Below are 12,204 nucleotides of genomic sequence, written 5' to 3'. Positions count from 1 at the left end.
AGCGTCTCTCGTAGAATTTAAGCACTCTTAAGTATCGGTGCTCTAACGTCTTGTAAGCATGATATTACAAGACGTTTATTATAACAAATTATTACATGTAATCTAAAAGAGACAGCTTATTAATTTGCGAAAGTGTCGATAACATAGCTTGGTAGGAGGTATAAATCGCCTGATATTCCAAATAGGCTTCTGCCGTATCGACGCTAATCACGCTATTTTGAACCGTTTTGACATTGACCGTCAACATTTCGCTACGGGCATTGGCATCGGTCAGTGCATTCCCGAGCGCACCGATTTTCGTGTGTGCTTTGTTGACGTGATCTGCGATATGATCTATTTGAAGCAATGCATTTTGAATTCCCATCGCGCGAGGATCGTCCGAAGAAGCATCCATATAAAGATTGCCGGATCTTACGGCTTCAATCATTTCATCTAATTGTTTAAAAATATCTACGCTTGGGCTCTCTACGGTTACAGAATCGTTTGCCATAAAAGAGAGTGCCGTACTTCCGATGCCCGTAAAATCCGTCGCGCTTTTATCGTACATGGATAATGCAATTTTGGTCTCAGAAGATTTTTTATCGACGATATTTATTCTTCCTTTGTAATCCAAAGTCGCCTCAACGCTGTTTTTAGCCGTTGATAAAGCATAATTATATTCGGCGGTATTAGCATTAGCGATAGCATTATCGTAATCAATTGTCGCTTGAGCGATTTGAGCGGCTGAAGAAGTAGGATCGGCTTTAACGATTCCGGCATCGATCGCTTTTTGAATATACGCTTGTGTTTCAAGCGAAACACCGCTTTTGGCAATTGCGGCTTGTGCATCGCGGTTGGTCGTATCACCGGCTACGCCGAACGCAATGGCATTGTTAATGGCCGTTTGCGCATCGCTCGTTACGCCTTGTTTAGGAATATTGCCCGATGTAACCATACTTACAATATCCAAAAGTTGTTGATACGTCATGTCATCGGCTTTGGTTTTTGTATTGCTCAAATCTCCTTTACCGTTATAAATGGAGATAATTTCGTTTGGTTCGCTGCTATTGATGATCCCGTCGCCGTCTAAGTCAATCGAAAATGTCGTATCAGACGAGTCTAAATTGAGTGTTCCCGTACGGCTGATACCGTTTTTGTCCGTAAAATTCAAGACCAGTTGTTTACCGTTTAAGCTATCGACACCTGCAACGTCTACGAGTTTGGTTGAAGCGGTTGCAAAGTTATTGGTTGATTTAACGACTTGAGAAACGTTACCCGAAAGAAGGTTACCGTCTTTTTCAAAGCCTCTGCGTGCATAATTCATTGCATCGGGAAGCGCATTTCCGTGAGCCAATCCGTTGGACGCGTTTTTAGGAACAATCGAAACGACGTTTGTCGGTACTTTTATCATTCCCGAACCGAGCGTTGCCGTAGGTACGCCTCCGTAATATTCCGTATCGATGGCACTCATTAAGTCTTGTACCGTTTTACCGGCAATTGAAAAGGAGGTTGCTCCGAAATCGAGATGATCGACATCGGCAGGGAAAATATCTTTTAATGCCGTCGTCGTGCTGATCGTAGAGGTATCGACACCGCTTTGCGGGAAGCTGATACCGAAATTGCCGCCGCTAAGTACACTTGATCGCATCGTTAGATCGGGAGAAGAAAGCGACGTTGCGTAGTTGCTTTTGTTAAAAGCGATAATGTCGACGTTCGGATGCAAGGTTAAATTATCGATATTCATAATTTGCTCGGCATCACCCGTTTGTCCGGCGGTTGCGTTTCGATCGATTGCCCCGAACATATTCATTTCGAGCGTTTGATGACCGGTCATTAAATCTTTTACTTCAATTTGCCCGTGTGCGTTAAGACTCACGCTGACGACTTTATTGGTTGCCGTATTTCCGTATGCTTCGCCGATGCTATCAAGAAGATTCGATACTTTAGAACCCGTATCCATTTTAATGGTGTTTGAAAAAGTGGTACCGTTACTTTTACGACCGGAGAGATAAAAAACGGCTTTTCCGTCATCGGAAGCATTATTATTCGTATCGCCTACAAGATCGCGTATCGTGTCCTCTTGCGTAATGTACACTTCGCTTGCCGTTTCGTTTTGACTGTTTTGCGTCATCACGTCCGGATGCAATTTGGATTGGTTGAGCAATGCTACGTTACTTGATACGATTTTGCTGTAATCGCTGTCTTTTCCTAAGAAAAGCGATTGTCCGTTAATATTATAATCCAATTCGACGCCCGAACCGATTAATGCTTTTAAATTTTCATCGTTACCTTGGTAGTTGCCGTACGCATCGATAGGTTTTTGGTTCAAAGAGGAACCTGAAAACAAGAATTGACCGTTAATAGAGGTGTTGGCAAGACTTAAAAGTTGTTGTTTAATTCCGGTTAGATCGTTTGCCAATGCTTCGAGACTGGTCGTTGAATTCGTACTCGTGGAAGCTTGAACCAATTTTGCCTTAAACTGATCCAATGTACTGGAAAACGACGTCAGCGTCGTATCCGTATTGTTAGCAAAAGTTGCGGCTTTTGACGAAATAGCACTTGATTGCGTTAACGTGTCGATTTCTGTATTCAAACGCATCGCATCGATATAAATACCGGTATCTTCGTAGCTGTTTTGAATTTTCAATTTAGAGGCGATTTGTTGGTTAATATTATAAAGGCTCTCACTATTGGTGCGATAATTACGCAACGACGTGGAGTGTAATAAAGAATTCGTTATCCTCATAAATTATCCTTAATAAATGATCTTTCTTAGTGTAAGCAAATTTAATTCCTTGAGCAAAATATCGTCTCTTTGGGTATATTCTTTAACTTTTTAAGAAAAATTATTGTCTTTTTTTAAAAAAAATTGTACAATCCTCGCACAAACACTTTATTTTAAGGAATGGGCAATGAAAAAAGCGGAATTTATCCAAGCGGTCTCTGAGAAAGCGGGTCTTTCAAAGAAAGATAGTCAAAAAGCTGTTGATGCAGCATTAGAAGCGATTAGCGAAGCGCTTGTCGCCGGTAAAGAAGTTAGCTTTATCGGATTCGGTACGTTTAGTACGGCGACAAGAGCTGCTAGAAAAGCAAGAGTTCCCGGTACAAACAGAGTCGTCGATGTTGCTAAAACAACCGCCGTTAAATTTAAAGTCGGTAAAAAATTGAAAGACTCCGTCGCTTCCGCAAAATAATACTTTATATTCGATCAAAATCGTACGATCTTGTATCGTACGATTTCTCCTTACTTCAAATTACTTCAAAATTTATCACTTCATCAAAAAGTTTAATCCCATATAAATGACCGATCCGAGTAACGCCGTTACGGGTAAAGTAAAAACCCACGAAAGCACAATCACTTTAATCGTATTTTTCTGAACGCCGCCGTCGGGTTCTGCTACCATCGAGCCGGTCACGGCACTTGATAAAATGTGTGTCGTGCTAACGGGTGCATGTGCGAAGTTTGCAAGTAAAATCGTCAACATCGCCGTAGCTTGGGACACCGTTCCTTGCATATAATTGATCGGTTTTGAACCGATTTTTTCGCCGATGGTTAAAACGATACGTTGATAGCCGATCATCGTACCGATGCCAATTGCTAACGCTACGGCGATAATGACCCAATAAGGAGCGTATTCGATAGCCGAGACGATGTGTTTGCGTTGGGCTGCGATATAATCGGACTTATCTTTATCACTGAGCAGATAGATCTTCTCTGCTTGCGCAAAAAAGTTATCGGAGCATAAAATAGCCGTACGAACGCTCCATCGATCTTCGATCGAAAGTTCGGAATACGAATGCAAATGATCAAGCTTAGACGCGACTAAAGAGACGGTCTCGCCGACTTGATTGACGTTGCATTCGGCAATGGTGTTTTTGGTTTTTAACGCACTGATAAGCCTTTTTTCGCTGACGAGTTGTGCAAGGGAGTCTTGATTGTCTTGGTAGAAGCGCGCAAGGTTATTAGCGGCGTCTCGGGTTTGAATGATTTTGTAGTGATGCGAGTCCATATTGAGGGCATAATATTGCGGTAAAATACCGATTAAAATGATCATAATAAGACCGATGCCTTTTTGCCCGTCGTTCGAGCCGTGCGCAAAACTTACACCTGCCCCCGTGGCAACGATACCCGTTCGAGCCCAAAAGCTTGGATGTTTACGTTTTTCTTCTTGTTCGGGAGTTCTAAAAAGGCGTGGGTTATTAATGTATTTTCGAGACAGACGCATTAAAAGATAGGCAAATCCGAAACCTAAAAAGGGTGAAACCGCTAAGCCGGTTAAAACGGTATAAACGACTTTCCAGTTGACGCTATGCGAAATATCAAAGCCGTTCATAATGCCAAACGTGGCACTCACGCCGATAATGGCACCGATCAGTGAATGTGAACTGGAAACGGGAAGTGCGAAGTACCATGTACCGAAATTCCAAATGACCGCCGCAATTAAGAGCGAATAGACCATTGCCAGTGAAGCATTGGGATTGGACGTTACCATAATATCGACGGGCAAGAGATGCACGATCGAATACGCAACGCCGATACCACCCGTGATAACGCCTAGAAAATTCATCATTCCCGACATCACGACGGAGTATTTTGCTTTCATCGAATGGGTATAAATAATCATGGCTACGGCATTCGCGGTATCGTGAAAACCGTTAATCATCTCGTAAAAAAGCGCAATTCCAAGCGATAGAATCAATAAAGCGATCGTAATCGCACCGACACCGTTCAACGCATCCCAAAGTACAGACATCTCGTATCCTATAAATATTTCAATTCGATTACTTTACCAAACCAATCCCCTGATTTTGCTTTAAAACGCTTCTTTTATTTTCCTTGCAAAGACATTGTCGTTGTTTTACACGTGCTCGTTTGTGTGACACGAAAGACGTAGAAAAGAGGGTCGATCATTCAATCGCTTTACGTGCTGACGTAAGATTTATCGTAAAATGTTTGCATGGATAAATAGCGTATGCTTGGGGTCTAAAAAATTTCTGATCGTGTGAATAAAATCCGCTTTTGAGCTTCTAAAGTAAATGCATCTATTGAAATATAAATTTACATGTAAAAGGATGCGTGCCCTATTCCCTTCCTAATACTCTTACATGTAAAGATTTTGAAGTTGTAAAATGTTTATGTATAAAATAAAAAAAGTGTTGGAGAAAAGAAAAAACGCTCGAATCGGGCAATCCGAGCGTTGGTCTTAAAAATTGGTAGGTTCTACACAAAAAGGAGGTATGTGTCTTACATGTAAAAGTATAGACGCTTAGCTTAAACAAGAGATGAACCATTCATTAATGGAACCTAAACCTGTAAAAATTGTTCATATTCTTTACATGTAAAGCCTAATCAAGTTGTTTATACAATACCCAAGCGATCCATGTTGCGATGAGCCCTGTGCCAATGGCTGCGCTCAAAAAGACTTCGGGGATTTGCCATGAAGCATCGAGCAAAACCATCGTAAGTACCGCGCCAAGTACCATAAAAAGCGCATTTAAGATGTTATTGGCGGCGATGATGCGTGAGCGAAACGCGGGATCGCTTTGGCTTTGCATGATAGCGTAAAGAGGGACACTAAAGAGTCCGCCAAAAAGAGCGATGAGCGTTAGATCGATCAAGATATGCCAAAAGGTGCTGCTTGAAAAAAGGACTTCTACAGGCACAAAGCTTGAAGAGGTGAGCGCAAAGTCGATTCCAAAAAAAGTCATTCCCAAAGCACCCAGTATAATCAAGGAAGGGCGAATGGTATGGTGACTGAGTTTTTCACATAAGAAAGAGCCCACACCGATACCGACGGTAAAAAGACTAAGCAAGAGTGTTACGGTGGTCTCGTCGCCCTCTAAAACGATTTTGACGAACGCGGGAAATTGCGAAAGCAACAGTGCGCCGTAAAGCCAAAACCATGAAATGGCGATGATGGCGAGAAACACGGTCTTATTGGCATACGCCAGTTTCAGCGTTTGCGCCGTTTGAGAGAAGATGTTGTACGAAAGATTCATCTGCGCATTCAGTGAAGGTGCTGTGGGAATGTAGCGACTGCACACGTAGCCGATCAGCGCGATTGCCATACCCATCACACCGGCGATAATGCCGCCATATGTGGAAGCGGCGATCAGTCCACCGCCAAGCGTTCCAAGCAAAATGGCGCCAAACGTTCCAGACTCGACCAACGCGTTTGCCATCACCAGTTCATTTTCGCCCATATGTTGGGGGATGATGGCGTATTTGATGGGTCCAAAAAGCGTTGAGTGTAAGCCCATGCCAAAAACCACGACCAGCAGCAGACTAAACCAGTGCATGTAAAAACCAAGGGTGGCAATGCTCATCAACCCCAATTCCAAAAGCTTGACAAGGCGTGTTAAAGTAGCTTTGTCGTATTTGTCCGCCAGTGCTCCAGCCAGTCCTGAAAAGATGAAAAAAGGCAGAATGAAAATTGCCCCGATAAGCGGCGCTAAAATGCCTAAGGGCAAACTCGTCCAAGAAGCTGCGTGAAACGTCACCAAAATAGCGAGGGTATTTTTGAAGATATTGTCGTTAAACGCACCTAAAAACTGTACCGTAAACAACGGCGCGAACCGTTTGGTTTTCAAAAGGTAAAAAGCACTCATGCGATCTCGCTTGCCATGGATTTTAAGGTGACATAATCGGTCTTCCCTGTTCCCAAAAGCGGCAATGCTTCCACATGGACGATTTTACGAGGCACGGCAATTTCAGGGAAACCGTTGCTTTGAGCGCTTTTTTGCAACGCTTCACGACTTAGGTTTTTATCGGTCGTAAAGAGTACGATCGCTTCGCCTCTAGCGACATCGGGGATGGATGAGCTGGCATGCAAAAAGCCATTCGATGTTAATGTCGCTAGTTTTTCGACCGATTCTAGGGAGATCATCTCTCCGGCAATCTTGGCAAAGCGTTTAACACGCCCTTTGATCTGCACAAACCCAGATTCGTCGATGCTCACGATGTCGCCTGTGTTGTACCACCCCTCGCCTGCTTCGGACGTCGGCTTTTCCAAAACGCCCGGATTTTCAGCGCGTAAATAGCCACTCATCACATTTGCACCTTTTACATGTAAGATGCCGCCCTCCTCGATGCCTGGAACGGGAATCAGTTTATGCTCGATGCCCGGTAAGATCTGCCCGACTGTTCCTTTTTTGTACGCCATCGGCGTATTGACCGCGATCACAGGAGCCGTTTCAGTGGCACCGTACCCTTCAAAGATGCGCAAACCAAACTTCTCAAACCAAAGCTCACGCACGTTTTCAGCGAGCTTTTCAGCCCCAGCGATGACGTAGCGTACACGGTAAAAGTCGTACGGATGCGCATGACGTGCGTAGTTATGCAAAAACGTGCTTGTCCCTAGCAAAATCGTGCAAGAGCGATCATACGCGATCTCTGGAATGACACGGTAATGCAGTGGTGAAGGGTACATAAAAAGATGCATGCCTCGAAAGATCGGAAGCAGTGAGCCTGCTGTCAGACCAAAGGAGTGGAAAATCGGCAGGGCATTGAGCATTTTATCTTCGGTTGAAAAATCAACGATAGAGCTGATTTGAGCGATATTGGCAAGCAACGCTTCATGCGAGAGCACCACGCCTTTGGGTTTGCCTTCACTTCCAGAGGTAAATAAAATCACTGCTGTCTCTTTTTCATCTTGAGAGCTTGTGACAAGGCGTGGAAAGCGAATCGCATAAAGCATCAACCACAGTTTGTCAATCAAGCGCATAGTTGCTTTGAGCTCTTCAAGGTAGGCAATGCGCACACCTTTTAAGGCTTCTAATTTCGGAGCGAGTTTCGCTTGCTCCACAAAGGCTTGCGAGGTGACAATCGTTTTGATTTTTGCCGCGTCACACGCACTTTGCAAACCGTCCACGCCTGCTGTGAAATTGAGCATGGCAGGTACTCGTTTCATACCTGAGAGTCCTAAAACCAGTGCGAGTGAAGCAACCGCTGTTGGCATCAAAACGCCCACCGCTTCGTCTTTTTGAGTGATAGGACTTAGGAGTCGTCCCAAACCTAGCGCCATTTTAAGAAGCTGTGCATAAGTGTATTCGACCTGCTTGATGTCTTCGACGATGGCTTTGTTTTTGCCGTACGTTTCAATGGCATCCAAAAAAGTGCCGAAAAGATCATTGGCAGGACGTGCGTCAAACGAGCACTCTTGCATCAAACGTCGCATTGCTTCACCGGAGAGCAGACGTCTTTCATGCGATGTTCCCTCATGCGAAACAACGAGTTTGGTCGGCGTACAATAACGAAGCGAAATCTGCGGAAATAGTCTGTGCGGGTATGTCTTTGGCATGCGCGAAAGCTTACTAAACGTCGCCCCTTGAATGATGATCGGAACAACGGTTGCATTGGTTTTGACCGCAACAAAGGCACTACCTTCGTAAATCTTCATCAAACTGCCTGTCGTCGTAATGCGCCCTTCGGGAAAAATGACCACAGGACGTCCGCTCTCCACTAAGCGAATAATCGCCTTAATCGCCATCGGATTGGACGGATCGACGGTAAGATGATCGACGAGCATAAGAAAAAATCGTATAAAAGGGTTGTTGGCGATTTGCGTGTTGATGATAAATACCGGCGAAACGGGCAACATCGCGCCCAAAATCAACCCATCTAAAAACGATTGGTGGTTGGCGATGATGAGCATCGGCTCATGTTTATTGGCTGTAAAATGCCCATGAACACGTATTTTAAATAAAATACGTAAAATTATACGTAAAATTGTTTTGATCATATTTATTTCCCGTGTAGATAATCTAAAACGTTGTTAAACGTCGCTTCTAAAAGCGGTTTATTGACCCAAAACCAAACCTCTTTGCCGATCTTCTCACTTAAAAGCACTTCGGCTTGGTGAAGGATTTTGAGGTGATGCGAAACGGTAGTACGCGCCAAAGGTGACACTTCAGCGATTTGCCCTGCATTAAGACGTTCCCCATCTTCAAAGAGCAAAAGAATTTTTTGACGGTGTGCGTCGCCCAAAGCCATAAAAATGGCAGACATCGGTTTCCATTCAAGCGGTAAATCTTTGGCGTACTGTGTTTGCATCTTATATTCCTAAATGTTTAAGTTTATCGACATAATAATCTTTTTTGTCTTAAGAATTTCTTAGAAAACTTTGGGATTGGGCTTTACATGTAAAGCAAATAAAGCAAACTCAACCCCTCTTCTGCTCTTCCAAGTACGTTGCATAAAGGCTTAGACTCACGTGCATATATTTTGAAGCGACATATGCCGGTCGGATTTGGCGTAAACGTTCGTGTATCTGCTCTAATGAATAACCTTGATACATAAGCCATGCACCAATTGCTAGAATACTACGCGAAAGTCCTAAGGCACAATGCACGTAAACCCCCTCTTCTTTGTACTTTTCAATGAGTAAAACAACTTCATGAAGCACCTCGGTCGAGGGAATGGTCAAATCCAAAAAAGCAAACCTCGTTTGCGAGACAACACTTTGACGGCATTGATGCTCTAACGCTAAATTGACGATATGCTGAACCCCTACTTCTTTTAAATGCGCGTACTCTTTCGTATCGGGATGACGCCCGACATAAACGCGCTCTTGGACCTGTGCAAAAAGGGGCAATGTTCGTTTGTACCATCGCCACGACAGATGGGTACCTATAAAATAAGGCGCAAAAAGAGCCCATTGCCACCACGATGCCTGTACGTTTTTGCCAGCAATCAGCTCATTAAAACCAAATGCATAGGCAAGGCTCACCAAAAGCAAGGAAACAAAAATCCAAAGTAAAAACAATGAGTGCGCATAAAAGGCTCCTACTAAAAACACCAAAGCTCCACTGAGATAATAAAGCCCTACTTTTAAACTTCGCGGCGTCATAAAACGGTTTAAGAGTGGATTGCTTTTTTGAGAAGGAATCAATCCAATAGCGCACAAGCCCATTAAAACCCCCGTAGGCAAGTCGATAAAATGGTGCTGATAAACAAAAAGCGTCGATACGGCAATGAGCCAAAACCAAAGTGCCACACCGTACTTTACTAAACGGTTAACGAAATGCTCTCGCATCGAAGCCCACAATACAACGGCAAAGCTAATATGCAAGGAAGGAAGTTGGTTGTAGGGTAAATCTGCCAGCAAAAGATTAAACAAAAAACGGTATGAATCTGTTTGAGGCTTCGTAAAGGCACATTGCAACGGAAAAAATACAAAAATAAGAACCGAAGATACCACGATAAACAGAACCCGCAAAGAGAGAGTACGCAGTTCAAGCCTGGTTTGCGGGAGTAAAAAGGCAATACAAAACATCACGTCCGAGGACATATAAGGAATAATAAACGATGAAACAAAGGGGATTTGACGCTCCCATTCTCCATAAAAAGAGGAATGAGGAGCCGTCATATGCGCGTACTGATTGGCTGCGCCGTAAAGGATAAAAAAGAGCGCACCCATAAAGAGCGTCCACACAAAACGCTCTTTAAGTGTTGCGCAAGCCTCTAGTTTTGCATCAAACGCATACATGCTTAGGCATCTTTACATGTCAAGGTGGCAACCGAAACGGTAAAGATACCCCAATCATCGATTTTCATGGAATTTTTCTCAAATCCGCTCTGCGCAAAAAGGGTATCGAGTTCGTATTGGCTTCTACGACGCATGATCCACTGCTTTTGTTGGTGGTTACCTAAAACATAAGCGATTTGTTCAAGTTGTGGGTGCCATGGTTGACCCGTGTAAACCAAAAAAGAACCTTTTGGCATCATGGAAGTTACGCCGTCAATAGCGTTTTGAATGAGTGCATTATCTTCAAATAACTCAAACACGCCGGAGATAATGACAATATTGGGTTGATAAGAACGGTTCTCATACGTTTGTTTATCAAAGGCATCTGCTTGTTCATAGCGAATATTTTTCAAGGAAAACTCTTTCGCTAACGCTCTTCCTTGCTCAATGTTTTGCTCTTGATAATCCCGCACCAAGACTTCAATATCCGGATACTCTCGTGCCAACTCGATCAAATAGCGAGCCGGACCTCCTGCAATATCTAAAATCCGTACTTTTTCGCCTTGCGCACGTAAGTGCTCTATTTTTTCACGAATGGTGGCAATGGCATTGACTTTTCGTTGACGTATCCCTTTCCAGCCAATACTATTGAGATAATTTTTATCAATTATTTTCCCCAATGCCCCTTGACCGTTTGGCGTGTTTTTATAAATATAATCCAGTGTCACACCCGAATCAAACCCATAACGAAGCCCTATGCTCATCCCTTCGCTTAGCCTTCCAAAACGATGCAACATAAACCGCTGAAAGGCAAAAGAGCAATTTTGTAAAAACGGTATTTCTCCTTTGGCGATGGTGTCTTTTTCGAGCTGCGTTATCTTAATTAAATGCTCTTTTAACGAAACTTTCGGTGCGGCAAACGCTTCACGCATAAAAGCTCCAATGGCATCAAGGGCTATTTGAGCATTTTGCTCATACAAAACCCCATGGTAAAATCCTTCTAAAACCACAAAGCGTTTCAACGGCGATGAAAGCTTGTCGTAAAAAATCTTTTGAACCGAGCTCTCCACCACGTAATCTGCCGTAGCGGAGAGAACCAGTGTGGGTGTCACTATCAAAGATGCATCCTCTACGACTCTTTGCGCGGTATCTAGAAGCGTTACCAACTGCTTTGCCGGAATATTCGGCGTGATAAGCGGGTCTGTGTTGTAACGCTTTTGCTCTTCAGCATTGTGCGTGAGAAACTTCGCTTTGACATAAGACGTGATATTAAGACCCTCTTTAAAATGAAGCATCAACGCCAAAGCAGGTTTTGCCAAAGGAACGTAAAGTTTGATTTTAAAAGCAGGTGCAACCAATGCCATCCCCGCAATTTTAGGAGCAAAATCATGCACCCACGTCGAAGCAACAACACCTGCAACAGAGTTTGCAACTACAAAAATAGCTTCTTGCGTGATGTGCTCTTTTTCACACACAAATCGTACAAACGCATCCAAATCACGTACGAGATTCATAAACTCATACGTTGCACCTTCTTTGGTGTAACCATGCCCGCGATTGTCGTATGAAAAAATTTTGTAGCCCGCAAATATGGAAGAGCGCGCTATACTATCCAGCCTTTCAGAGTGTTCATGCCCGCGATGAAGCAGTAAAACAACTTTGCCGTTGGCTTCTTGGGTCGGTTCCCACTCTCGGTAAAACAGTTCCGCTTTATCAAAACTTCTAAATGTTCCGGTCTTCATACTTTATCCTTTTAAGG

At 43.6% G+C, this 12,204-nt stretch carries 8 protein-coding genes; 1 reads left to right on the top strand and 7 read right to left on the bottom strand.

The window, feature by feature from the left end; translation table 11 throughout:
* Positions 1–91: 91 nt before the first annotated feature.
* On the bottom strand, positions 92–2,725 hold the full coding sequence (locus OA34_RS09025) for a flagellin N-terminal helical domain-containing protein (RefSeq protein ID WP_039674523.1): 2,634 nt from the start codon (positions 2,723–2,725) through the stop codon (positions 92–94).
* A 166-nt stretch (positions 2,726–2,891) separates the two neighbouring features.
* Between OA34_RS09025 and OA34_RS09020 the strand changes: the two genes are divergently transcribed.
* The gene (locus OA34_RS09020; RefSeq protein ID WP_039674522.1) at positions 2,892–3,173 is read left to right on the top strand and encodes an HU family DNA-binding protein; all 282 of its coding nucleotides are present in this window, start codon (positions 2,892–2,894) and stop codon (positions 3,171–3,173) included.
* A 75-nt stretch (positions 3,174–3,248) separates the two neighbouring features.
* On the opposite strand, the gene OA34_RS09015 is transcribed toward OA34_RS09020, so the two are convergent.
* From OA34_RS09015 to OA34_RS08990, 6 genes are all read right to left on the bottom strand, one after another.
* Positions 3,249–4,733, bottom strand: coding sequence for an inorganic phosphate transporter (locus OA34_RS09015; RefSeq protein ID WP_039674521.1), 1,485 nt, complete (start codon positions 4,731–4,733; stop codon positions 3,249–3,251).
* A gap of 592 nt (positions 4,734–5,325) precedes the next feature.
* Complete coding sequence (locus tag OA34_RS09010) at positions 5,326–6,588, bottom strand: MFS transporter (protein ID WP_286682949.1); 1,263 nt, start codon at positions 6,586–6,588, stop codon at positions 5,326–5,328.
* Positions 6,585–8,720, bottom strand: coding sequence for a bifunctional acyl-ACP--phospholipid O-acyltransferase/long-chain-fatty-acid--ACP ligase (aas, locus tag OA34_RS09005; RefSeq protein ID WP_039674520.1), 2,136 nt, complete (start codon positions 8,718–8,720; stop codon positions 6,585–6,587). The genes OA34_RS09010 and aas overlap by 4 nt, the downstream gene beginning before the upstream one ends.
* A gap of 2 nt (positions 8,721–8,722) precedes the next feature.
* On the bottom strand, positions 8,723–9,031 hold the full coding sequence (locus OA34_RS09000) for an ArsR/SmtB family transcription factor (RefSeq protein ID WP_039674519.1): 309 nt from the start codon (positions 9,029–9,031) through the stop codon (positions 8,723–8,725).
* 109 nt (positions 9,032–9,140) lie between these two features.
* Positions 9,141–10,466, bottom strand: coding sequence for a dual specificity protein phosphatase family protein (locus OA34_RS08995; RefSeq protein WP_039674517.1), 1,326 nt, complete (start codon positions 10,464–10,466; stop codon positions 9,141–9,143).
* Positions 10,467–10,468: 2 nt separating this feature from the next.
* Complete coding sequence (locus tag OA34_RS08990) at positions 10,469–12,187, bottom strand: bifunctional alpha/beta hydrolase/class I SAM-dependent methyltransferase (RefSeq protein ID WP_039674515.1); 1,719 nt, start codon at positions 12,185–12,187, stop codon at positions 10,469–10,471.
* Positions 12,188–12,204: the final 17 nt, after the last annotated feature.

The organism is Sulfurospirillum sp. MES, from assembly GCF_000789415.1.
In the GTDB taxonomy this organism is placed as follows: domain Bacteria; phylum Campylobacterota; class Campylobacteria; order Campylobacterales; family Sulfurospirillaceae; genus Sulfurospirillum; species Sulfurospirillum cavolei.
The sequence above is the reverse complement of the archived record's forward strand: the minus strand, read 5'-3'. Positions and strand labels throughout refer to the sequence as shown.

Excerpts from the sequence above, each read along its gene's own strand:
- OA34_RS08990 (WP_039674515.1), bottom strand. The coding sequence starts at position 12,187 with ATGAAGACCGGAACATTTAGAAGTTTTGATAAAGCGGAACTGTTTTAC.
- aas (WP_039674520.1), bottom strand. The coding sequence starts at position 8,720 with ATGATCAAAACAATTTTACGTATAATTTTACGTATTTTATTTAAAATA.
- OA34_RS09000 (WP_039674519.1), bottom strand. The coding sequence starts at position 9,031 with ATGCAAACACAGTACGCCAAAGATTTACCGCTTGAATGGAAACCGATG.
- OA34_RS09025 (WP_039674523.1), bottom strand. The coding sequence starts at position 2,725 with ATGAGGATAACGAATTCTTTATTACACTCCACGTCGTTGCGTAATTAT.
- OA34_RS09020 (WP_039674522.1), top strand. The coding sequence starts at position 2,892 with ATGAAAAAAGCGGAATTTATCCAAGCGGTCTCTGAGAAAGCGGGTCTT.
- OA34_RS09015 (WP_039674521.1), bottom strand. The coding sequence starts at position 4,733 with ATGTCTGTACTTTGGGATGCGTTGAACGGTGTCGGTGCGATTACGATC.
- OA34_RS08995 (WP_039674517.1), bottom strand. The coding sequence starts at position 10,466 with ATGTATGCGTTTGATGCAAAACTAGAGGCTTGCGCAACACTTAAAGAG.
- OA34_RS09010 (WP_286682949.1), bottom strand. The coding sequence starts at position 6,588 with ATGAGTGCTTTTTACCTTTTGAAAACCAAACGGTTCGCGCCGTTGTTT.